25 protein-coding genes and 1 tRNA gene are annotated in these 21,498 nt (G+C 41.3%); 21 read left to right on the top strand and 5 right to left on the bottom strand.

What is annotated here, in order from left to right; translation table 11 throughout:
* Positions 1-24: 24 nt before the first annotated feature.
* The 14 genes from GDK41_RS05340 to GDK41_RS05405 all read left to right on the top strand — a co-directional run bounded on the left by GDK41_RS05340 (position 25) and on the right by GDK41_RS05405 (position 11,882).
* On the top strand, positions 25-837 hold the full coding sequence (locus tag GDK41_RS05340; RefSeq protein WP_152085435.1) for a sulfite exporter TauE/SafE family protein: 813 nt from the start codon (positions 25-27) through the stop codon (positions 835-837).
* Positions 838-846: 9 nt separating this feature from the next.
* Positions 847-1,653: a prolipoprotein diacylglyceryl transferase gene (lgt, locus tag GDK41_RS05345; RefSeq protein ID WP_152085436.1), complete on the top strand. Its 807-nt coding sequence runs from the start codon at positions 847-849 to the stop codon at positions 1,651-1,653.
* 10 nt (positions 1,654-1,663) lie between these two features.
* The gene (locus GDK41_RS05350; protein ID WP_152085437.1) at positions 1,664-2,497 is read left to right on the top strand and encodes a thymidylate synthase; all 834 of its coding nucleotides are present in this window, start codon (positions 1,664-1,666) and stop codon (positions 2,495-2,497) included.
* A gap of 8 nt (positions 2,498-2,505) precedes the next feature.
* Positions 2,506-3,384, top strand: coding sequence for a UTP--glucose-1-phosphate uridylyltransferase GalU (gene galU / locus GDK41_RS05355; RefSeq protein WP_152085438.1), 879 nt, complete (start codon positions 2,506-2,508; stop codon positions 3,382-3,384).
* A 101-nt stretch (positions 3,385-3,485) separates the two neighbouring features.
* On the top strand, positions 3,486-4,037 hold the full coding sequence (locus GDK41_RS05360; protein ID WP_152085439.1) for a hypothetical protein: 552 nt from the start codon (positions 3,486-3,488) through the stop codon (positions 4,035-4,037).
* 135 nt (positions 4,038-4,172) lie between these two features.
* Positions 4,173-4,769 (top strand): DUF4402 domain-containing protein, encoded by a 597-nt coding sequence (locus GDK41_RS05365; RefSeq protein WP_152085440.1) that lies wholly within the window; start codon positions 4,173-4,175, stop codon positions 4,767-4,769.
* A gap of 20 nt (positions 4,770-4,789) precedes the next feature.
* Complete coding sequence (locus GDK41_RS05370; RefSeq protein WP_152085441.1) at positions 4,790-5,230, top strand: DUF4402 domain-containing protein; 441 nt, start codon at positions 4,790-4,792, stop codon at positions 5,228-5,230.
* A gap of 6 nt (positions 5,231-5,236) precedes the next feature.
* Complete coding sequence (locus GDK41_RS05375; protein ID WP_152085442.1) at positions 5,237-6,040, top strand: fimbrial biogenesis chaperone; 804 nt, start codon at positions 5,237-5,239, stop codon at positions 6,038-6,040.
* A gap of 60 nt (positions 6,041-6,100) precedes the next feature.
* Positions 6,101-8,995, top strand: a complete 2,895-nt coding sequence (locus tag GDK41_RS05380; RefSeq protein ID WP_152085443.1) for an MSCRAMM family protein — start codon at positions 6,101-6,103, stop codon at positions 8,993-8,995.
* An 18-nt stretch (positions 8,996-9,013) separates the two neighbouring features.
* A complete protein-coding gene (locus GDK41_RS05385) occupies positions 9,014-9,709 on the top strand; it encodes an SPOR domain-containing protein (RefSeq protein WP_152085444.1) in 696 nt (231 codons plus the stop codon).
* A gap of 62 nt (positions 9,710-9,771) precedes the next feature.
* Positions 9,772-10,368: a FlgO family outer membrane protein gene (locus tag GDK41_RS05390; protein ID WP_152085445.1), complete on the top strand. Its 597-nt coding sequence runs from the start codon at positions 9,772-9,774 to the stop codon at positions 10,366-10,368.
* A 13-nt stretch (positions 10,369-10,381) separates the two neighbouring features.
* On the top strand, positions 10,382-11,056 hold the full coding sequence (locus GDK41_RS05395) for a FlgO family outer membrane protein (protein WP_152085446.1): 675 nt from the start codon (positions 10,382-10,384) through the stop codon (positions 11,054-11,056).
* 8 nt (positions 11,057-11,064) lie between these two features.
* Entirely contained in the window at positions 11,065-11,721 is a 657-nt protein-coding gene (locus GDK41_RS05400) for a FlgO family outer membrane protein (protein ID WP_172971555.1), read from the top strand.
* An 86-nt stretch (positions 11,722-11,807) separates the two neighbouring features.
* Positions 11,808-11,882, top strand: a tRNA-Arg gene (locus GDK41_RS05405).
* A gap of 357 nt (positions 11,883-12,239) precedes the next feature.
* Here the strand turns inward: GDK41_RS05405 and GDK41_RS05410 are convergent.
* On the bottom strand, positions 12,240-12,965 hold the full coding sequence (locus GDK41_RS05410; RefSeq protein WP_152085448.1) for a carbon-nitrogen hydrolase family protein: 726 nt from the start codon (positions 12,963-12,965) through the stop codon (positions 12,240-12,242).
* A gap of 164 nt (positions 12,966-13,129) precedes the next feature.
* On the bottom strand, positions 13,130-14,320 hold the full coding sequence (locus GDK41_RS05415; protein ID WP_152085449.1) for a flagellar assembly protein T N-terminal domain-containing protein: 1,191 nt from the start codon (positions 14,318-14,320) through the stop codon (positions 13,130-13,132).
* Between the two features lie 162 nt (positions 14,321-14,482).
* On the opposite strand from GDK41_RS05415, the gene GDK41_RS05420 reads away from it, so the two are divergent.
* Positions 14,483-14,908 carry an LPP20 family lipoprotein gene (locus tag GDK41_RS05420; RefSeq protein WP_152087519.1) on the top strand — a complete coding sequence of 142 codons (426 nt, stop codon included), beginning with the start codon at positions 14,483-14,485 and terminating at the stop codon, positions 14,906-14,908.
* Positions 14,909-14,974: 66 nt separating this feature from the next.
* On the opposite strand, the gene flgN is transcribed toward GDK41_RS05420, so the two are convergent.
* From flgN to flgA, 3 genes are all read right to left on the bottom strand, one after another.
* On the bottom strand, positions 14,975-15,403 hold the full coding sequence (gene flgN, locus GDK41_RS05425; protein ID WP_152085450.1) for a flagellar export chaperone FlgN: 429 nt from the start codon (positions 15,401-15,403) through the stop codon (positions 14,975-14,977).
* Entirely contained in the window at positions 15,396-15,719 is a 324-nt protein-coding gene (gene flgM, locus GDK41_RS05430) for a flagellar biosynthesis anti-sigma factor FlgM (RefSeq protein WP_152085451.1), read from the bottom strand. The genes flgN and flgM overlap by 8 nt, the downstream gene beginning before the upstream one ends.
* 68 nt (positions 15,720-15,787) lie before the next feature.
* A complete protein-coding gene (gene flgA, locus GDK41_RS05435; RefSeq protein WP_232056530.1) occupies positions 15,788-16,438 on the bottom strand; it encodes a flagellar basal body P-ring formation chaperone FlgA in 651 nt (216 codons plus the stop codon).
* Between the two features lie 197 nt (positions 16,439-16,635).
* Between flgA and GDK41_RS05440 the strand changes: the two genes are divergently transcribed.
* From GDK41_RS05440 to flgE, 6 genes are all read left to right on the top strand, one after another.
* Complete coding sequence (locus tag GDK41_RS05440) at positions 16,636-17,568, top strand: chemotaxis protein CheV (protein ID WP_152085453.1); 933 nt, start codon at positions 16,636-16,638, stop codon at positions 17,566-17,568.
* Positions 17,569-17,588: 20 nt separating this feature from the next.
* On the top strand, positions 17,589-18,422 hold the full coding sequence (locus GDK41_RS05445; RefSeq protein WP_152085454.1) for a CheR family methyltransferase: 834 nt from the start codon (positions 17,589-17,591) through the stop codon (positions 18,420-18,422).
* 82 nt (positions 18,423-18,504) lie between these two features.
* On the top strand, positions 18,505-18,915 hold the full coding sequence (flgB, locus tag GDK41_RS05450) for a flagellar basal body rod protein FlgB (protein ID WP_152085455.1): 411 nt from the start codon (positions 18,505-18,507) through the stop codon (positions 18,913-18,915).
* A 2-nt stretch (positions 18,916-18,917) separates the two neighbouring features.
* Positions 18,918-19,352, top strand: a complete 435-nt coding sequence (gene flgC / locus GDK41_RS05455; RefSeq protein WP_152085456.1) for a flagellar basal body rod protein FlgC — start codon at positions 18,918-18,920, stop codon at positions 19,350-19,352.
* A gap of 14 nt (positions 19,353-19,366) precedes the next feature.
* A complete protein-coding gene (locus GDK41_RS05460; protein ID WP_152085457.1) occupies positions 19,367-20,047 on the top strand; it encodes a flagellar hook assembly protein FlgD in 681 nt (226 codons plus the stop codon).
* Positions 20,048-20,092: 45 nt separating this feature from the next.
* Positions 20,093-21,493, top strand: coding sequence for a flagellar hook protein FlgE (flgE, locus tag GDK41_RS05465; RefSeq protein WP_152085458.1), 1,401 nt, complete (start codon positions 20,093-20,095; stop codon positions 21,491-21,493).
* Positions 21,494-21,498 lie beyond the last annotated feature (5 nt).

Consider the following 21,498-nt stretch of genomic DNA (forward strand, 5'->3'; position numbering starts at 1 on the left):
TAAAATAATAAGAGATATTGATTTATGAGCGACGTCATCTTGCTGATAGTCAGCTGCGCGTTACTTGGCAGTATAGTGGGATTTTTAGCCGGGCTATTAGGTATTGGTGGTGGCCTCGTGATTGTTCCCGTCTTATCAGCTATTTTAATACACTTTGATGTTGTACCAGAATCTCAAATTGTATTAGTTGCTATCGCGACGTCATTGGCATCTATCTTATTTACTTCAACCTCATCAGCTTTGGCACACCATAGAAATGGGAACGTACCGTGGGACATTGCGCCATTTGTAATGGGCGGCGTTGCGATTGGAGCCCTAATTAGTGGCTTTTTAGCGGCGCTACTACCAGAGCCGATGATCCGAAGTATTTTTGCTGTTAGTGTGGTTTTGATAGCAACTAGGATGCTTTATAGCAGTTCAAAAAAAAGTACGGTATCGTTGCGCCCTTTGCCGAATGGCTTAGTGTTGTCTGCAATCACCACGATGATGGGCGGTTTGTCTGCAATGATAGGTATAGGGGGCGGTGCACTGATTGTTCCTTTACTGAGTTACTTCTCCTTAGATATCAGAAAAGCAATTGGCTGTGCATCCGCCAGTGGCATTGTCATCGCCTTGTTTGGCTCATTAGGATATATTACATCTGGAAGCGCGCACTATACCCTTGATGAAGGGTTTGCTGGATTCATTTATTTGCCAGCATTATTTGGTATTGTGTTAACTTCTTGGTTTATGGCGCCTATTGGCGCTAAGTCGACTCAATTTTTACCAGTTTCGACGATAAAGAAAATTTTCGCGGCGTTACTTTTTGTTATCGCCACTCACATGATCATTAGTTAAGGGAAGGCGATGGCTTTGCAGTTTCCACAGATTGACCCAGTAATTTTTTCGATAGGGCCATTGAGCGTACGTTGGTACGGAGTGATGTATTTAATTGGCTTTTTGTTTGCGATGTGGATGGCAAATAGGCAAGCGGAAAAACCTAATGCAGGTTGGACTAAAGAGCAGGTGAGCGACTTGCTGTTTTACAGCATGTTGGGTGTAATACTGGGTGGTAGAATTGGCTATGTGCTGTTTTATCAGTTTTCATATTTTATCGAAAACCCATTGTATCTATTCAGAATTGACCAAGGCGGTATGTCATTCCATGGCGGCGCGTTGGGAGTTATCACAGCGATTGTAGTATTTGCTTTGCGCAGTAAAAAATCTATCGTATCAGTGGGTGACTTTGTGGTACCGCTGGTGCCTGTTGGCTTGATGGCGGGTCGCATTGGTAATTTTATCAATGGTGAACTTTGGGGAAGAACTACGGATGTGCCGTGGGGTTTTGTTTTTCCTACAGGCGGACCATTGCCAAGACATCCATCGCAGTTATACGAGGCATTTTTTGAAGGGTTGGTGCTTTTTGTTATGTTGGTCGTGTTTGCTAAAAAACCAAGACCAGCAGGGAGCGTTGCGGGGTTATTTTTGCTCGGTTATGGTGTTTTTCGTTTTGCGATTGAGTACTTTAGAGAGCCCGATGCGCACATCGGATTGTATGGTGGTGTGATCTCCCAAGGTCAGATCCTGTCTTTACCTATGGTAATTGCGGGGGCTGCGCTTATGGCGTGGGCATATAAAACACAGCCTGTATTAGAACAAGTTAAAAGTAAGTAAGACGACGGTTATGAAACAATATTTAGATTTAATGCGTCATGTTAAAGAGCATGGTACAAAAAAAGAAGACCGAACAGGCACAGGCACATTGAGCGTATTTGGATATCAAATGCGCTTTAACCTACAAGAAGGCTTTCCGTTGGTGACGACTAAAAAATGTCACTTACGCTCAATCATTCACGAATTATTGTGGTTTCTTAAAGGTGAAACAAACATCGCTTACCTTCAAGACAATGGGGTGAAAATTTGGGATGAATGGGCGACGGATGAGGGAGAGCTAGGCCCAGTATATGGAAAACAGTGGCGCTCTTGGACTGGCGAAAATGGCGAAGTAGTAGATCAAATTAAAGTGCTCATAGAGCAAATTAAAACGAACCCTGATTCTCGTCGACTGATCGTCAGTGCTTGGAACCCCGCGTTGTTGCCTGACACTCAGTACTCTCCGAAAGAAAACGCAGCAATGGGTAAACAAGCTTTACCCCCGTGTCATACATTGTTTCAGTTTTACATACTCGACGGTAAGTTATCGTGTCAGTTGTACCAGCGTAGTGGCGATATATTTTTGGGTGTGCCATTTAATATCGCCAGTTATGCTTTGTTGACAATGATGGTAGCGCAAGTGTGTGATTTAGAACCCGGTGATTTTATCCATACGTTTGGAGATGCACATTTGTATTTAAACCATTTAGAACAAGTGGATGAGCAACTATCTCGCACACCATTTGCAAAACCTAAAATGAATATTAATCCAAATGTAAAAGACATTTTTTCGTTTACTTATGAAGACTTTGAGCTTGAGGGATATCAAGCACACCCACATATCAAAGCGCCAGTGGCTATTTAGGAGATAAGATGAAAGCCGTTATTCCAGTTGCCGGTTTAGGCACTCGCATGTTACCTGCAACAAAAGCAATCCCTAAGGAAATGCTTCCCATTGTAGATAAACCGCTTATTCAATACGTTGTTAATGAAGCCGTTGCGGCCGGTGTAAAAGAAATCGTTTTGGTGACCCACTCAAGTAAAAACTCGATTGAAAACCATTTTGACACAAGTTTTGAGCTGGAAGCTACTTTAGAGAAACGTGTAAAGCGCCAATTGCTTGAAGAAGTTCAATCAATTTGTCCTAAAGATGTGACGATTATCCACGTGCGCCAAGGTGAAGCCAAGGGACTTGGACATGCAATTAATTGTGCAGGTCCAATTATTGGCGATGCGCCATTTGTCGTTATGCTACCTGATGTACTGATCGATGAAGCTGCCAGCGACTTATCAAAAGATAATTTAGCGCAGATGATCAAGCGCTTTAAAGAGCAAGGTCAGAGCCAAATTATGGTAGAACCAGTGGCGCATGAAGACGTCGATAAGTTTGGGATTGCAGATATTGGTGACGTAAAGCTTAAAGCGGGTGAAAGTGCAGATTTATACACCTTAGTCGAAAAGCCTGCTGTTGATGAAGCCCCTTCTGATCTTGCTGTTGTTGGTCGCTACGTGTTAAGCAAAGAGATTTGGCCACTGTTAGCTAAAACGCCGTTAGGTGCGGGTGGCGAAATTCAGCTGACGGACGCTATTGCAATGCTGATGGAGCAAGAAAAAGTGCAGGCTTACGCAATGAAAGGCAAGAGCCATGATTGTGGTAGCAAGTTAGGCTATTTGCAGGCAAATGTTGAATATGCACTGAGAAGATCTGAATTTGCAGAGCCGTTAAAAGCACATATGAAGTCGCTGCTATAGAGTAAGCTGCACTGTTAAAGTAAAACGAAAAAGTGTCTTTTATGGCACTTTTTTTGCTTTATTTGATAATGGATTAATATTGATTAATGGAAAAAAGTGCAATGTTAGTTAAAAATATGGCACTGCTCGGCTTGGTTATTTTCACCTCAGCATGCACTTTATTGAGTGACAAGCCAAGCGATGATAAGCAGCCTGTGTACCACGATGAAATTGAACCCTATATTTCTCAGTGGGAAGAAAGCAAACAAAGCCTAGAGCGTTTAAAAGTGATGGAGGAGGACTTATCGCTGCTGATAAAACTGGTTGCTTCGCAGGCCGATATTGAAGCGCTGCCAGAGCAGTTACGCAGTGATGTAGAAAAAGTCACGCATAAGGTTAAACCACAACAGTCAAGTTCCGATATTCAGCCTAAGCCTTTTATTAAGTTACGTACTTTTCTTCAAAGAGAGCTTGCCACTAGCTACCTTGATAAGTTTATACGTAAGTACCCACAGCTTAACACCGTTTTGTCTTATCAAGTTGAGCACCTATCTAACAACGAGAATGACTATTTTGTTGTGTTGGCTGGACCATTTAACACGCACAGTGATGCTAAGAAGGTTTGTTTTGTTCTGCATCAAATCAACGAGCGTTGTCAGTTGTTAACTCATTGAATAGCAGTGATACTTTTAGTGAGTTAAGATGGAAGAAATAGGTACAAATTCCTTAAGTGATGCGATAAAGTGTCGATATAATTAAGCCGCTATCCAAATTTGCAGGAAGGCTATTTCACATATAAGGATTTTACTATGAATACAAAGGCGATAATTACCTCAGGAATCGTGTCACTAGTTTTAGTGAGCGCTGGCGCAGTTGCTGAAACACAGCGATTCAATGCAACGGTGAAAGTGACTAACTCTTTTGAGTTTGATAAAGAAAATGACTTAGTTTTTGGTACTATTCGCGCAAAGGCTGATACGGCTGCCGATAAGGTTGCTACGTTAGTTATGCCCGCTAACCCGAATATTGAACCTGAGGCAAAGTCTGATGGCGCAGCCGTTATTGCTATTATGAATGGTGATAGCAACCCTGCTAGTTTCAAGATCACAGGCTTGCCAGAGTACGCATCTTTAAATATAACTAACCCTACGGAAACGGACCTTGTACTGCCAGGGACTGAATCAACTGCAGCTAAGTTTTTACTGAGTAACTTTACCTACTATGTAACGCAAGGAGCACCTACCGGCGATGTTACGGGCTCTACGATAAAAGCAGATGCGCAGGGTAATATTTCGTTCAATCTGGGTGCCACATTAACGACTAGTAGTAATACAGCTGATGGCACAACATCTGACTATACAGACGGTGATTACTCGGGCACGTTTAGCGTTCAAGTTAACTACTAGGTAATGTGAAAACAGTTCAGATGAAGTGGCTATTGGCTACTTGGCTATCTTGTTGCTCAATGACAGGCTTTGCTCAAGTTATTGAGCCTTTAAACTTCGGTAGTTTAGTGATCCCTCGTAATAACGAGCACTCTTCTATTACGATATACCCAGATAGCCATATTCAAGTCAATGGCCTTTATGTTTATGAACGTGGAAACCCTGCGATTATGGTTTTTGACTCATTGTCGCCCGGTACCCAAGTGTTTATCTCAGACAATGTCAGTAACGCTCGCCTAACAGGCGGGTCTGATGGGCAATATTTTTTGATAGAAAAATTACACTATCGACAATCACATATAGTTAATCAGCATGGAGAGCTGACGCTTCTGATCGGTGCCACTTTAAAAACTTCAGCGAATGGCAACCCGTATTTTGATGGCCGTTATACCTCTATTGTTGAAATTAGTTTGGATTACTAATTTAATATGAAAAACACATTCATTTCTTGTTTCACACTTACTTCTTTAATTTTACTTGGCGTTTTTTATAGCTTTAATGTGCATGCTAATTTGTTGATTTCGCCAACTCGAATAGTTTTTGATGAGCGCACCCGCACAGCAAAGGTGTTTATTGTTAATAATTCAAATGAACGAAAAACGTATCGTTTGGACTGGCAAGAAAAAAGAGCTAAAGCTCAGGGCGGCTACATTGACTTGCCTGAGTTGACTGATTCATCTTTGAGTCCAATGATGAGAATGAGTCCAAGTCAGCTTTCACTAGCCCCAGGAGAGCGACAAGTCGTTAAGTTGGCTATCAGAAAGCCCAAAGACATGAAAGAGCAAGAGTATCGCTCGCATTTGCGATTTAAGGCATTGCCAAATCAAAAAGCGTTGTCGCAAAAACAGCTTGGGATCAACATCAATATGATCATGAGTTACTCAATTCCTGTGATGTACCGCGCTAAGCAAACTGCTCCGACAGTTAACATTGAGAACGTTGCATTAGAAAAACCTAATACTATCAATATCGATATGAAAAAGCAGGGGAGTTACAGTAGTTTTGGCAAGTTTGAAGCGTGGTTTATTCCTGATAACGGTGATGAGCCGCAGCGAATAGCGGTGCAATCGAATACCAGCATATATGCAGAGTTAGGCGAAGCACGCGTTGCGCTGACAACCATAGACGAGTTGAACTTTAAGCAAAAGGGTGTAATCAGAGTCAGTTACGTTGGTCAACAAGAGTACAAAGGACACACTTTTGATGAACATACTGTCGCTGTTAAGTTATAGACACCGTTAGCAACTATGGGTTTTCGACATCAAAAAAAGGCTTTGACCCTGGGTGTTTTAATGTCTTGTTCAAGCTTAGCAGTCGACGATAGTTACGCCAAAATTTTGAACTTGCTCAAGCAGTTAGATAACACTTTAGTGAATGCCCAGTTGGCGCCTTCTGCCAACAGCATTCCAGAAGGCGAAATGCTATTTCTTTCTTTTTATATTGGCAACAATTACTTGGGAGAAGTTGTTGGGGTTAAAAGCAGAACAGGCGCATGGTTGGAGCTGACTAGCTTTTTTGATAGTTTAGATTTTGCAATTCGCACAAGTTCAGAAGGGTTTGATGGTTGGTTCATAGAGCCTAGTAACCATTTTAGTTTTGTTCAGCCCTTTAGCCAGGCAGAAGTTTTGGGTGCGGTACATCACTTAAAGCCTATTGAGATTTATAAAGAGGAAGATGACTTATATGTCGATTGGCAAGTACTGGCGGCTTGGTTCAATTTGGAATTGGATATTGACTACGGTGCACAGGAAGCGCGTGTAACGTCAAAACATGTATTACCTATTGAAGCCAAAATAGATAGAACTCAGCGCTTAAAACGACAATTTGTTGGTAGTCAATACGCCACTAAGCCTTGGAAGGCTAGCCCATATAGTTTGTTTTCTTCCCCTTTGGCTGATGTTCAGCTGGGATATCGCAAAAGCCACGACATTGATGCGACAAACTATTCGATACTTGGTGCTCATGACTTCGCGTACTTAAGTAGCCAGTATTATATCGCTGGTCATGAGGGGGATTTATTAGATCAAGCGCGTCTTACTTTTAGCCGCGAAAGCGAGCAAGGGAAATTGTTTGGACCGCTTAAAGCAACGCAAGTTGAGTTTGGCGATATTGTGGCCACTAGAGTCGCAAGCTTACACCGCAATCAGTTAGCTAGAGGCATTAAAATATCGAATGTACCGCTCAACACCTTGCTCGACCAAAATAGGATTTCAATTTCAGGGGAAGTTCAAAATGGATGGGATGTTGAACTATATCAAAATGGGGTATTAGTTGAACAACAATTTGACAGCACAGATGGACGCTATTTGTTTGAAAATATAAACCTTCTTGTTGGCCTTAATGAGTTTGAGATTATTTTATACGGGCCGCAGGGCCAAGTAGAAAAACATACGAAACAGCATTTTATTGATGGTAGCGCACTTGACTCCGGTGAGGCGGTTTATGAGGTTTCTCTTTCTGAGCAGGGGCATCGTTTATTTGATGACAAACAATATCAAATCGGCTCATTAGGCTGGCTACTGTCAACCCGTTATGAACAGGGTCTGTCAGATACCCTCTCTGTTTATGGGGCCACATCTCTAAGGGAAGGTTTAGAGTCGGGTCCTAAGCATGTTTTATCTATGGGCAGTAATACGACTTTGCTCGATCGGTTTTTGTTGAACGTAAATTATGAACAAGATGATTTATCTCAGTCTCGTTTTGAGCTTGTAACTCGAGCCAAAATCTTAAACCAAGCAGTTCGTTTACAGTATAACCGTTTAAGTAAGCGTACTTTACTTAAGTTGGGTAGCCAAGAGATTGATACGAGCTCAAATCTTGGTATTGAGTTTTCGGGTAACTTCATGTCTTCACAGTATGGTCGGTTAAGTTATCGAAACATTGTAACGCATACTAATCAACAAAGCGGTGGTTCGAGTCAATCATTCGGTAACAGCTTGAACTATACGTTGGGTAAGTACGCAATAGGTAATCAGCTAAAATGGACAAATCCCTCTTTGGGTACTTTGGTTGGAACGGGTAGTACGCAAATTCAAGCGCGTTTTGGGCAGGTTTATAGCCGCTTTTCTGTAGACTATAAGATAAAACCAGACAGAGACATAACTGGCTACTCAGCAGAGGTATATACAAACTTACTGGCGGATGTTCAAGCGCAACTGACCTACACTAGTTCTATCGAAAATGATTTAGATACCACCAAATTAGCATTAAGTTGGCAAACGGGGGACTATAGCATCAATACATCAATGTCATATAACAATGATGACGAGTGGCAATTTGGTGTGTTTGGTCGTTTTAGTGTGGGCTACGATGCGGTGAACAACAGCTATTTTACGTCTCGGCGTAGCTTAGCACAAAGCGGTAGTGCATTGATCAGAGTGTTTTTAGACGATAATGATAATGGCCAACTTGATGAGGGCGAGAAGCCGGTAGAGGGCGTAAAGGTGAGGGCATTGCAAGCTCACCGTACGACACTGACAAGTGCTCAAGGAAGCGCTGAGTTAACTGGGCTACTCGTTAACAGGAAAACGGATGTTGTACTTGATAAAACCAGTATCAATGAGCCCTTTGTTGTCCCAAGGCATCAGGGAGTGTCTATCACTCCAAGGGCTGGTTATGTTGAATATATAGATTTTCCTTTGGTTAATGCTAGTGAAGTTGAGGGCAATGTCTATATAGAAGGCGGCAAAATTCTGCCGTACGCTCAAATCAAGCTGCTTGATGACAGTGGCGCGCAGGTTGCGCAGACAGAAGCGGCCTATGACGGGTACTATCTTTTTACAGATCTAAAGCCTGGTAATTACACGGCTAAAGTCGACGATACACTGGTGCAAAGAAAGAACCTTAAAACAACAGCAAAACTCGAAGTTGAGTTGAGTGCACAAGGCAGTGTTTTATCCAATGTTGATTTTTCATTAAAAGAAATGGACAAAATACAGGGACTGGTCGCAAGCTTGGGTGTGTTCTCTTCTTTGCCTATTTTAAAAACCTATTTTGCACTAGTTAATGAGCGTTTGAGCTCACTTGAGGGCTACAGCCCTTTTTATTACAAAGCACCTCAAAGTAACCAGTATATATTGGCATTTAGTTTTTCAGCTGAGTCACGACAGAAACAAGCGTTCGCGTGTGAGCGTGTTAGCAGTGTGGGCCTGCCATGTAGCGTTAAACAAACGTTGATTCACTATTGATCTTTTAAAAGGAAAAAAATGTTTACTTTCTATAGAGCTACAAAATTGATAATCGTGACCTTTGGCACGGTATCTATGTTGAGTGGCTGTGCAAATACTAAGTCGGCTCATGAGCAAACCGCGACTATTACACAGTCAGAGCTTGCAACGTTGCGAGAGTCAGCCCAACAATGGCAAGCAGCTAAAGGGGGAGTGGATCGATTACTTAGAATCGAAAAAGAGTTGGGCGTTTTAATATCGCAGCTTGATGGGTTAGTGAAAAAACAAATTCAACAGGAGTCTGATCAGACGAGGTATGTGTCTTCTCAAAAAAATGACTCAAGATCAGTCGTGGCTTCATCTATCGAACAAGTAAATTCTCAAACAGCAGTCAAAAAGCCTCCTCAGAACGTTAGTAAACCTGTTGCAGTTCAACCGATTGTTGATAAGAAGGTAGCAAAGCGCATGAAGTATGCATTGCAACTAGGGGCTGTTACTCAAAAGAGCCGTTTAGAGAGTTTGATACCAGCACTTCAAGCAAAGCTCCCAGAGCCTTTAAAAGAGCAATTAAGCATAGAGGCTGCACAAGTGAATAATGTCACTTTTTATCGACTCAAGGCGGGAGGGTACGCAGAAAAGGCCAAAGCGCTAGACGTATGCAATAACCTCAAAGAGCAATCTATTAATTGCATTGTCAGTCATTTTAACAGTGAGACTATAAAAACTAAGCTTTAGTGTTATTTCGGTATAGTTTTTGCATTTGACTAAGCAGAATTATTTGCTTGGGTTAGATAATAATGCGGTTATTTTTATTTTTGTTATGTATTGGTCTGACAGGCTGCCAAAGTTTTGTTGGTGGCAGCAAACAACATCCTCTTTACGTGACACCAGAGAAAAAAATGGCTCCTTATACGGTGCATCAGTATGTGAGTGATTTGAGTATTCAGCTCAGTAATATCTCAGGTGTGCGCAAGCGCAATGCGCGTATTGCAGTAATGAGCTTTTTTAAAGCCGAAGGGTTAGGCGAAACGCTTGCGAGCCAACAAGCGTCAGGTTTGAGTCAGCAGATCCAAGAAAGCCTCCTCACTCAGTTTACACAGCTTGGCTATCACACCGTTGAACATCGCCTCGAAAACCAGCTCACCTTATTAGATAACGCTGACAATATGCTCAGTCGAAATATAGCAAACTTACGTGAGCGACAAAATCTTGACTTTGTGGTTGCTGGTAGTTTAACTCAGCAGCAGCATGCGTATATTGTTAATGCCAGACTGATTGACATGAGAAGCGGGCGAGTAGTGTCTGCTGCTACGACTGAGATCCCAGTTAACGTTATGTGGTCTGATGAAAAAGTACAGCAACGCGATGGGTTGATCTATCGCACAGAATATTAATGAGGAACATACAATGAAGAATTATTTGTATATTTTGCTTTTACCATTGAGCGTTGGCTGTGCAAATATGTTGGACAGTTTTGCGTTGAAAGATAAGCAGGTTCAAAGTAATACAACACAAAGGGGGATAGTACCTCCTAACATGACAAAAGAGGCTTTTCAGTCTCGCAATGCGGTACCCAATATTGTCAGCCAACGTGCGAATGTGAGTCGTAAAAACATTAACCACTATGTACGTGGGATCATGCAAGATTTGGTTGAAAATTTACAATATGTTAATGCTAAAACGCCTTTAGCTGTGTCGAGCTTTGTTTATCTTGATGATGATTATGGGCAGGCAACCTTATTAGGTAATCAATTGTCTGAAAGCTTTATGCATGAATTACACAAGTTTGGTGTGTCAGTTGTTGACTTTAAAACGACAGACTATATGAGAGTAACACCTCAAGGAGATTTTGTTTTTAGTCGCGACTATCTGGAGCTAAATGAAACCCAGAACTTTCAATATGTGTTAGCTGGAACACTAGTTAACCATCAAGGAGGCGTATTAGTTAACGCGCGGATAGTGGGGATCAATAGCAAAGCGGTCGTTGGTTCTGCTCAGGGCTTTATTCCCCAGCCCGTGGTTGATGCTTTGGGCAATAGTTATAGAACGGATGGCATTTTGATGAAAGAAGCGAGTAATTGAGGTGTAAAATGAAACAGCAAAACTTCTTTTTGACAGTGGGGTTATTGACTCTTTCTGGTTGTCAGCTAGTCAGTGTGAATCACAACACCAATCAAGTTTCACATACACCACAGCCCAGCCAAATTGATATGCTTTATGAACAGGCGCAGCGACAGCAGCAGGCTGATGAGCCACAACATATGCTAAATTCACGTCGATATAGTCCAGTATCGCACAACTTACAACTGGCAAATTACGTAGAGCATATGGCGTTAGAACTTGCTGATACAATGAGTGCAGACCAAGATATTAATATTGCGGTCACTTCCTTTGTCGACTTTGATAACAATCTGCGAACGACAAATCAGCTGGGTAATCAAATTGCTGAAACATTTATCCATCAACTACAAAAGTTTGGTTATGGCGTGGTAGATTTCAAAGCGACTAATTCAGTATCGGTTACAAAAAATGGTGACTTTTCGTTTTCTCGTGAGGTCAAATCATTGACGAACAAAAAGGTGGCTAGTCACATGCTTTCCGGTACTTTGATCTATCGAAGTTCTGGGGTGGAAGTTAACGCGCGAGTGATCGATATTGACACAAAGCATGTGGTTGCAACTTCTCGAAAGATTGTACCAAGTTATGTGTTATACAGTGATGAAGTTGCCGTACTTGAGCCACAGTAGGTTACTTAAAGGTAACTTCAAGTCGCTGACTTATATAAAAAAGTGTTGAAATTGTATGGGCCATACCGCTATAATTTTAGCGTTACGGCCCCTTAGTTAAATGGATATAACAGTCCCCTCCTAAGGGATAGTTGCAGGTTCGATTCCTGCAGGGGCCGCCAACATATCGTCTAAAAGTTGCTCATTTCGGTTCACTATGCCTTTCCACTACCTTTAATATTTGTCTCACGTTGTTTCAAGCGGTGTTGGCACAACACGATGTTTTGACGCTCCAAGAAGCCTAATGGCAAATTAAGGTGCTTTTCATAGCTCAAAGAGTTATACCAATTTTATTAATACATTGATCATTCTAGCGAGCTAAATAACTCATTAACTGCGTTAAATATTTCTCATGTAGAATAACTACATAGCGAAATATTTGCCTTGTTACTAAGCCATTTATCTGTCGCAATATCTGATCACCAATTTAATGCAATTGGTATTATTCGTGTTTATCAAAAAAATCATTCGTAGCATGTTTAAAAGGGGTCTAACTTGAAAAACCGACTATTACCATTTGACTCCATAAGCAACAGCCCTTCAACTTCTTTGGGGGCGCTGAAGGAAACTTTTCCATTGCAAACAATTGATGATGTGCCACAGGCATTCCAACCCCCTGTAGTGCCTGTATAGTTTACAAAAGCGAGCGGCACGCTCTTACTGATATTTTTCAGTATCTCGATATCTTTTGCGAACCCGAGCTGTGATATTAATACCGCTAAAATAAGAATATCTGGGTTTGATGCGCTTTCTGATAATAGCTGCTCAGGCTGGTAAAAATCGGCGCAAATACCAAATGAAAATTTGAGTCCTTCGACGTTATGTGAAATCGGTTTTGTTCCAGAGCTAACATAAGCTGCTTCACCGTCATGTAAGTTTTGCTTTAGATAAATGCTATTTTTTCCTTGAGGGCATAATATTAGCGCAGCGATATAGAGCTTATCTTGCTGTTTTAACACGCAACCAACGATGGCTGTGATTGCCAATTTTTTTACCATGTTAAGCAGGGGCCTCAGTCTTGTATCATCTACGCCTTTAAATGGATGTTGAGCTGCATAGGCCAGGTCATATCCAGTGAGTGACATCTCTGGAAAAACAACAACCTTTGCATTCAAAGTAGAAGCTGTTACTAATGCTTGAATATGTGTCTCTATACTTTTAGGAATGTTTCTATCATGGGCTTTGATTTGTGCAAGAGCGAGCATTAATTTTTAAACTCCAAAAATAGTAACGTTTATTAGTCGTAAATGGGCACTCTGCCGGGGTAAGCTTTATCTAAAATTTTGGTGGCTGACTGGCGTTAAATAGCATGCATCGCCCTAAAGCCTATCCATAGCCATGCATGCTATTTGCTTCTGTCGATGTGATTTTAATTGTGAAGCGAAAAGTTGTCTTCATTTTTTATTTTAACCTGAACAATATCGTTAAGTTGAATGTTACTCAATGGGCGAGTGTTCAAGTTGATTGCTGTCGCATTTTGCATATTGACACTGATCACTTTCACTTGATCAATGGTTTGTATAGTAGAGTTCACGACAGAGCCTCGGTTTGTAATGATGCTGCTCTGATGCATGATTGAAAGTACGGTGCCAGGCTCTAAACCATGGACTCGGCCAAGGTTAATAACAACTTGATCATCATTAAGATATAAAATCTTTCCTTTAGTGGGTATACATGAAACCGCAGCATTGAGATCTTGGCTAAGCTTGTTAAACACTTCCTGTATCTGCTGGCCGTAATGTGTGTTCCAAAACTTATCGCTATAGACATCAATTAGCTCAGTTTTTTCAAAGGGCCAAACACCTCGTGTAGCATAATGCTGATACCACACTTTTTCGTATGTCAGAGCGTCATATAAAGCAAAATCAATTTTGAAGCTTCTTGCGTATTCATCACTTTGCCAAAATGCGTAATCACTGTTTAATTTATCCATTGCTGCAATATCTGTTATTTGGCTGAGTAGAACGTATTGGCTATTACTGTTTGTTGCAATTGTTTCGATTAAAGCGGGGTTATAGTCAAACTGTTGTGCAAAATATTCTCTGACATTAATAGTATTTAAATATGGAATAGGTTTTACGGTGCTAGTCCGCTCATTTAAAGTGTTGAAGAGGCGTTGTGATGTAGATTTTGCTATGTCAAAAATTTGACCCAAACGCGCCTGATGAGGCTGAGTTAACTGACTTTGTGTGATGGCTATTTGTTTATTGAACTTTTGCTCAGCGCATTGGTTGTGAGTTGCGTAAATATCTAGATGTAACGTGACACTATAATTGTCTCCCTCGTGGCTTTCGCTAACAAGGTTAACCTGTTGTATTTCACCATGAGATTTGATTTTAATTTCATCTTGATTTAACACACCATCAGCAATGCTTTGTACGCTGCTTATGGTTGCCCCTGAAAATATAAGTGCTTGAGTAATCGCATCTTGTACCGCTGCTTGTCTTGCTTGAGCCGTATCTCGCCCTTGTGTGCTTGCATAGCCTACTACTTCAAACCACTCTGCTTTTACTAAAGTACTGCTACAAATCAGTACAAGAAAAATAATAGCCTTAATCATGTTATATGTCCCACAGTGTCAGTATAGGGTTAGTAGCAAGGGGTGTACCACAATTTCTGGCAAGAATTGTGCATATGTAAAGCTAGAAATTTTATAAGGTGGTCAATTATGAATATCAAAAAGCAACTTAAGCGAGTTAGTTTGGTCGGGCTGCTTTCGGCTATGTTTGTCATGAGCGGTTGTAGCAGTTTGTTTGATAAGCATGTCGAATATGAATATGTTGAACCTGATCATTATCCTGTATTGAAAGCAATTGGGTATGCCCCTTTAAGTGATCAACCGGGTAGTAGTCCTTCGCAAAAAATGCTTATGGCAGTTAAGGTATCAAAACTTGAAGCGTATCGCGAGTTAACCGAGCAAGTTTATGGTCAGAGTATTTCATCAAGTACAACAATCAAAGGTGCTATCGCTCAGAACGATGGCTTAAAAAGTCAAGTTAATGGCGTTATTCGTGGTGCGAAGGTAGTAAAAAGCTATGCAGCAGGTGACACGTATGTGACCGAGCTTGAATTAGATATGAAACGTGTACACGATTTATATATTACGCAAGTAAAGCCGAGGAAAATAAAGCGGGTCACTTATTACTAGACAACGATTGTCAAACACTCTGAGTTTAATATCTGTAAAGCGTAAATAGAATACTTATAAATCCATTTACGCTTTTAAGTTTCTAACTAGTTCGTTATTTTGAGATACTACAGCGCCATCCTGCCCATAGGTTACAGAAGACGGCCCACCGATAAGAATATCTTTAAGCTCTCTAATGCTTAAGTTAGCTTGGTGTGCAGCGTGAGCGTTCACTTCATTTTTTTGTTTACACTCAATCAGTAGCGAATTGATTTTAGAGGTTATGTGCTGCGACTCTTGATGAGCAAAAAGTGATTTTTCGAAGCCTGATAATTCCTTATCAAGTTTTTGGATGGTATTTAATAACGTCAGCTTTTCTCGGGCTATATCTTTAAGACCATCGCCTTTTTTTGCTGCCAACGCATTAAGCTCACTGTCTAACAGCTGGGTCAAAGCTGTTAAATGAGTGAGCTGTTGTTCTAACTTATGAAGACAAAGAGTTAGATGTTCATCCATACATATCAAACTCAAACGCCGCGATATTCTTTGCCAGCTTTTCTGCGTCTACTTGATACTTTCCTTCGCTGATCGCTTTTTTAAGCTCAGCGACTTTTTCATTGTTGAATGCTGGTGCATCCTGTGCTTTGTCTTGCAGGTTTTTAAGCTGACGTGCTTGAGGCGTCAAACTAACTGAATCTGAAGCAGCTTTTTGAGGCGCTTTTGAAGGTGCGCTATTCGCAGTCGCATCATTTTTTTGCAACTCAGCTTTTTGTTGCTTAATATTATTAAGCACGCTGTTTGACTGCGCTTGACCTTTTACGTTATTTACCATGATTGTGACCCAAATAAAATTTCTTACCTAGACTATCGGCTGTTATAGGTATAACTTTAGCAAATTTTTTAGAAATTGACCTCTATTGAATCAACATCTTTTACCCTTCCCGATACTATTTTTCCAGACTTTTGATTTTTAACCTGAATTTGTTCACCGAGGTTCCCATCCTTCAGTGCGACGCCTTGAGTTTTTATCGTTAATGTACTCGTTTTTGCAAAAATACTGATTATGTCGCCTTTACAAACCATGCAAATATGATGCATTCCAATAGGCATACCCTCGCGTAAAACACGTTTACTTCGACTGCCAATAAGTAAGCTTTCATCATCTATATACGACGCTCTTACGAAGTGTTTTGGCCGATACTCTAACTTTAAATGCTCTTTGGTCAGCAGTTCACCTTTGGCTATCATTTCAGTACTTACGATAACAGGAAATAGCTCTTCAATACGAATATGTACGTACTGAGTCCAGCTAGATAGATCATCACACTTAATTTGTACTGTAACCTGCCGATTAAACGGCGCAGTAGAATTTGTTGTGATGTCCAAAGGTGATTTACATTCTTTTTCTGGCAGTCTTGCATCCAATGGCAGAGCGCGAATTTTTATGTTCGAATCACTCTGAGAGATAACAAGATTTTCAATATACAAACGAGCTGCTTCTTCGAGCGCTTGATTGTTGTATTGTTGAGCATAAACACCACAGCTGAACATTATATATACTATTGTGCAGAAAAACCTGAAAGATTTGGTTTTTTTTAACAAACTCATGATGTTTCGACTATGCTTATCATTTGAAAAAGGGTATAAAGATTTTGCGTTAATTGTGTCACCTCTTCAAGAGCTATTGTGGGTTGATTAACGTCTGCAAGTATCGTTCCGTTAAGCATTATTAAAGGTAGGAGATTGAGATGGCAGGTATTTTAGACTCAGTAAACCAACGCACCCAGTTGGTTGGGCAAAACCGCCTCGAGTTATTGCTTTTTAGGCTTAAGGGTCGACAACGTTTTGGCATAAACGTATTTAAAGTGCGTGAAGTTCTTCAATGCCCACCGTTAACCAGCATGCCAAAATCAAATCCGTTTGTTAGAGGTGTTGCTCATATCCGCGGGCAAACTATCTCTGTGATTGATATGTCTTTGGCCGTGGGTGGTCCGCCCATCGAAAATATCCATGATTGTTTCATTATCATTGCTGAGTACAATCGTTCTGTGCAAGGCTTTTTGGTCGGCGCGGTTGAACGTATTGTTAATATGAACTGGGAAAAGATCATGCCGCCACCCTCTGGTGCGGGGCGATATTCTTACCTTACAGCTGTTACCGAGATTGAAAATGAATTGGTTGAAATTCTTGATGTTGAAAAGATCCTCAATGAAATTTGCCCAGTTAATACAGAAGTGAGTCAAGAAATAGTCTCTGATGGGGAAATGCAAAAAGACTTGGGTGAGAGAATAGTATTTATTGCTGATGACTCGGCTGTTGCACGAAACCAAGTTAAAAGAGCACTTGAGCCATTAGGTGTGCAAACAGAATTAGCTAAAAATGGTAAAGAAGCGTTACTTCGACTTCGTGAAATTGCTGAAATGGACTGTCAAAACAACATTACTGAGCGAGTTGGGTTGTTAATATCAGATGTAGAAATGCCAGAAATGGATGGATATACGCTTACAGCTGAAATTAAAGCGGATCCAAAGTTGGCACCATTGCATGTTATCTTACATACTTCTTTGAGTGGTGTGTTTAATCAGGCAATGATCCAAAAGGTCGGTGCAGATGACTTTATCGCAAAATTCAACCCAGATGAATTAGCGGCTGCTGTGAAAAAATGGGTTCACTGCGATTAATGATGAATGGCGGTATAACATTGGAAAATAAGCATCTTCAACAAAATGAATATGATCAATTCAGAACTTTTCTCGAACAGCAGTGCGGTATAGTTCTAGGCGACAATAAACTGTATTTGGTTAAAAGCCGCCTGGCACCTTTGATGTCTCGTTTCGGTGTTGATTCATTGTCTGCGTTGGTTAATAAAACTTTAAGTCCACATGAGCGGCAATTGCGTGCCGCAGTGGTGGATGCGATGACAACAAACGAAACACTTTGGTTTCGTGATACTTATCCATTTGAGCTATTAAAGACAAAGATATTTCCTGAATTTGGTGAGTTAAGAAGACCGGTGAAAATTTGGTCTGCGGCAAGCTCATCTGGACAAGAGCCGTATTCAATAGCGATGTCTGCTAGTGAGTACCAAAGTAAAAGTCCAAGTTCATTGAAGATGGGTGTACAAATTACTGGTACTGATATATCAAATACCATGCTCGATATGTGTAAGAACGCAGAGTATGATGCGCTTGCGTTAGCACGCGGTTTGTCCGCAGAGCGCCGCAAAAAGTTTTTTAAAGATAGTGGCAACGGCATGGCTCAAGTTGTCGACCCAATCAAGAAGATGGTTAATTTTAGACATTTGAACCTACTAGATTCGTATGCATTGATGGGGAAATTTGATGTTATTTTCTGCCGCAATGTACTGATTTACTTCTCACCGCAGGTCAAAGCTAAAATCATTTCTCAATTTGCCCAAGCATTAAATCCTAAAGGGTATTTATTTCTTGGTGCGTCCGAATCAATGGCTGGATTAAGCGATGCATTTGACATGATCCGCTGTAACCCAGGTATTATTTACCAGAAAAAACAATAGCATACGGCGGTTTTACCGCCGCTTTTCTTTTTGGCCCAGCTTTTGCATTATCTCCATAGAGTCAAATTTTTGGAGTTGTGTTATGGCAATTAGTTTTGATAAAGCTTTGGGCGTACATCCCCACACTATGCTTATTCGTTCTCAGCGTGCTGAGCTTTTAGCGAGCAACATAGCCAATGCCGACACCCCTGGATATAAAGCCAAAGATATTGACTTTGCTCAGGCGTTAAAAGCGGCAAAGTCGAGTCAACAAGGCGGCAATAATATGGTCCGTACTGATGAAAAACACATCGGTGGCGGTAGTAAACTTACGGGTGGTGTTGAGCTTTTTCGCAATCCAAATCAAGCAGATACGGGCGATGGTAACTCGGTTGATGTGCAGGTGGAACGAAACTTGTATGTACAAAACTCAATGGAGTACCAAGCTAGTTTGCAATTTCTATCTGGTAAGTTTAAAGGTCTTAAGAAAGCATTAGGTAGTCAAGGGGCATAATCATGAGTTTATATAACGTATTTGACATCGCTGGTTCAGGTATGAGTGCTCAGAACATTCGCCTTAATACGACTGCCAGTAATATTTCTAACGCAAATAGTATTAGTTCAAGCCAAGACAAAGTCTATCGAGCTCGACACCCAGTATTTGCAGCAGAATTAACTAAAGCTTCTTCTGTTCAAGACCCGACCAGTTTAGGTGCATCAGTTGGGGTAAAGGTGTTAGGCATTGTAGAGAGCAATAAGCCGCTACAAATGGAATACAATCCAAATCACCCAAGTGCAGACAAGGATGGTTACATCTATAAGCCTAATGTGAATGTGGTAGAAGAGATGACGAATATGATCTCGGCTTCACGTTCATATCAAACTAACGTACAAGTAGCTGATGCCGCTAAGCAAATGCTTAGCAAAACCTTACTACTTGGTCAGCGCTAACGGGAGTATAGCTGATGAGTAACGATATCAATGCCGCGTCGTCTTCCACATATTTGGATGCTCTTCGTTGGTCTGACAAAAATAAGCCTGAAGAAAAGAATGATCAGCTAACGCAAGAAGATTTCTTTTCATTATTAACTCAGCAGCTGTCTTTTCAAGACCCGAGTAAGCCTGCGGATAACGATCAGATGATCGCGCAAATGACCAACTTTACTATGGCTGAAGGTATTTCTAACTTAAATACCAAATTTGAGCAGCTTTCTGCGTCAATGACGTCAAATTCAGCACTGCAGGCGTCGACGCTAGTGGGTAAAAAAGCTTTGCTAGAGTCTGACACAATAGAACATGGCGGTGATGGTTTAGCAAAAGGCTCTGTAATTGCAGAGAAACCCGTTGAAAAGCTAACCATCAGCATTTATGACGACTCCAATCAGCTGGTTAGAAAAATTGATTTGGGTAGTAAAGGCGCGGGTGCAGTGCGCTTTGAATGGGATGGTAAAAATAGCGATGGTACTTTAATGCCTGAAGGCGAGTACTCCGTGAAGGCTGAGGGGAGCGTTAATGGTCAATTTTCTAGCTTGCCCATGGCAACGTTTAAAAATATAGATAGCGTCAATATCAACGGCGCAAATGGCATCATCATTAATACCAGTGCGGGCGCAGTGAGACTCACTGATGTCGCAGAAATAGCATAAGTATTTGAGTAACAGAATTTAACCTTAGGTAAAAGAGGTGAGAACATGAGTTTCAATATCGCATTAACAGGTCTAGCTGCGGCCCAAAAAGATTTGGATACCACGGCGAATAATATTGCTAACGTGAATACCACAGGCTTTAAAGAGTCACGTGCTGAGTTTTCAGATGTATACGCTGCATCGGTATTTAGTGCAGGCGCAACTAAAAATGGTGACGGGGCGCAAACAACGATGGTTGCACAGCAGTTTCACCAAGGGTCGCTAAAATTTACCCAAAATTCACTTGATTTAGCGATCACTGGTGAAGGTTACTTTGCAACCAGTGAAGACTTAAGCTCACAAGATTATGCCTATACGCGAGCGGGGGCATTTAAGCTAAATAAAGATAACTTTATTGTTGATTCTAAGGGTAACTTTTTGCAAGGGTTCCCTGTGGATGCCAGTACTGGTGATACAACATCAGTCAGTTTGAGTACATCAACGGCGTTACAAATACCTGATGCATCTGGCTCGCCAAGAGCAACCAATAACGTTTATACATCATTTAACTTAGATTCAAGGCAGTCAGTACCAACGCTCGCCTTTGACCCGAATCAGTCAGCGTCTTACAACGCATCAACCTCAACAACTGTTTATGACTCTTTAGGTGAGCCGCATGTTATGCAATTCTTCTTCAGAAAAACAGCAGACAACGATTGGAGTGTGTACGCGACGCTTGATGGTGTGCAATTTAACCACCAAGGTGATAAGGTTGAACCTACCGCAACACCGGCAGTTCCAAGTACTCCCATTTCAATGTTTCGTTTCGATTCAAGTGGTTTACCCTCAGGAACAGCGGCTGACCCAACCGCAACACCGGTTGTTTATAACGCTGTGCCGGCGGGCACCACATTTGGTGCACTGACTATTCCTGGTGTTCCCGGCACTGCACCAGTTACTCCAGGCTTATCTGAACTGTTAGGTAATGGTGCTACATTCCCAAATGATGTTATCGTTAACTGGCGAGATGAGGCCAACACCACCAATAAGTTGCCAACCCAATATGCGAGCCGTTTTGAAGTTAAAGCGCTAGAGCAAGATGGGGCCACCGTGGGTCGACTTGCGGGTATTGATATCGGATCAGATGGTAAAATTGTAGCCTCTTATAGTAATGGTGACTCCACTTTCTTAGGGCAGGTTGCTATGGTGCGCTTTTCAAACTCTCAAGGTTTACAGCAAGTGGGTAATACATCTTGGAAGAAAAGTTTAACCTCTGGAGAGCCGATTGCTGGCGAGCCTGGTTCAGGCACATTGGGTACCATTAATTCATCTGCACTTGAGCAGTCAAATGTGAATTTAACTAATGAACTGGTTGACTTAATTAGCGCTCAGCGAAACTTCCAAGCAAACTCGCGGGCACTGGAAGTTAACTCAACAATTCAGCAAAATATTCTACAGATCCGATAGAATTT

Origin of the sequence: Pseudoalteromonas sp. A25, from assembly GCF_009176705.1 — a bacterium.
In the GTDB taxonomy this organism is placed as follows: Bacteria; Pseudomonadota; Gammaproteobacteria; order Enterobacterales; family Alteromonadaceae; genus Pseudoalteromonas.

Excerpts from the sequence above, each read along its gene's own strand:
- GDK41_RS05340 (WP_152085435.1), top strand. The coding sequence starts at position 25 with ATGAGCGACGTCATCTTGCTGATAGTCAGCTGCGCGTTACTTGGCAGT.
- lgt (WP_152085436.1), top strand. The coding sequence starts at position 847 with ATGGCTTTGCAGTTTCCACAGATTGACCCAGTAATTTTTTCGATAGGG.
- GDK41_RS05350 (WP_152085437.1), top strand. The coding sequence starts at position 1,664 with ATGAAACAATATTTAGATTTAATGCGTCATGTTAAAGAGCATGGTACA.
- galU (WP_152085438.1), top strand. The coding sequence starts at position 2,506 with ATGAAAGCCGTTATTCCAGTTGCCGGTTTAGGCACTCGCATGTTACCT.
- GDK41_RS05360 (WP_152085439.1), top strand. The coding sequence starts at position 3,486 with ATGTTAGTTAAAAATATGGCACTGCTCGGCTTGGTTATTTTCACCTCA.
- GDK41_RS05365 (WP_152085440.1), top strand. The coding sequence starts at position 4,173 with ATGAATACAAAGGCGATAATTACCTCAGGAATCGTGTCACTAGTTTTA.
- GDK41_RS05370 (WP_152085441.1), top strand. The coding sequence starts at position 4,790 with ATGAAGTGGCTATTGGCTACTTGGCTATCTTGTTGCTCAATGACAGGC.
- GDK41_RS05375 (WP_152085442.1), top strand. The coding sequence starts at position 5,237 with ATGAAAAACACATTCATTTCTTGTTTCACACTTACTTCTTTAATTTTA.
- GDK41_RS05380 (WP_152085443.1), top strand. The coding sequence starts at position 6,101 with ATGTCTTGTTCAAGCTTAGCAGTCGACGATAGTTACGCCAAAATTTTG.
- GDK41_RS05385 (WP_152085444.1), top strand. The coding sequence starts at position 9,014 with ATGTTTACTTTCTATAGAGCTACAAAATTGATAATCGTGACCTTTGGC.
- GDK41_RS05390 (WP_152085445.1), top strand. The coding sequence starts at position 9,772 with ATGCGGTTATTTTTATTTTTGTTATGTATTGGTCTGACAGGCTGCCAA.
- GDK41_RS05395 (WP_152085446.1), top strand. The coding sequence starts at position 10,382 with ATGAAGAATTATTTGTATATTTTGCTTTTACCATTGAGCGTTGGCTGT.
- GDK41_RS05400 (WP_172971555.1), top strand. The coding sequence starts at position 11,065 with ATGAAACAGCAAAACTTCTTTTTGACAGTGGGGTTATTGACTCTTTCT.
- GDK41_RS05410 (WP_152085448.1), bottom strand. The coding sequence starts at position 12,965 with ATGCTCGCTCTTGCACAAATCAAAGCCCATGATAGAAACATTCCTAAA.
- GDK41_RS05415 (WP_152085449.1), bottom strand. The coding sequence starts at position 14,320 with ATGATTAAGGCTATTATTTTTCTTGTACTGATTTGTAGCAGTACTTTA.
- GDK41_RS05420 (WP_152087519.1), top strand. The coding sequence starts at position 14,483 with ATGTTTGTCATGAGCGGTTGTAGCAGTTTGTTTGATAAGCATGTCGAA.
- flgN (WP_152085450.1), bottom strand. The coding sequence starts at position 15,403 with ATGGATGAACATCTAACTCTTTGTCTTCATAAGTTAGAACAACAGCTC.
- flgM (WP_152085451.1), bottom strand. The coding sequence starts at position 15,719 with ATGGTAAATAACGTAAAAGGTCAAGCGCAGTCAAACAGCGTGCTTAAT.
- flgA (WP_232056530.1), bottom strand. The coding sequence starts at position 16,438 with ATGTTCAGCTGTGGTGTTTATGCTCAACAATACAACAATCAAGCGCTC.
- GDK41_RS05440 (WP_152085453.1), top strand. The coding sequence starts at position 16,636 with ATGGCAGGTATTTTAGACTCAGTAAACCAACGCACCCAGTTGGTTGGG.
- flgB (WP_152085455.1), top strand. The coding sequence starts at position 18,505 with ATGGCAATTAGTTTTGATAAAGCTTTGGGCGTACATCCCCACACTATG.
- flgC (WP_152085456.1), top strand. The coding sequence starts at position 18,918 with ATGAGTTTATATAACGTATTTGACATCGCTGGTTCAGGTATGAGTGCT.
- GDK41_RS05460 (WP_152085457.1), top strand. The coding sequence starts at position 19,367 with ATGAGTAACGATATCAATGCCGCGTCGTCTTCCACATATTTGGATGCT.
- flgE (WP_152085458.1), top strand. The coding sequence starts at position 20,093 with ATGAGTTTCAATATCGCATTAACAGGTCTAGCTGCGGCCCAAAAAGAT.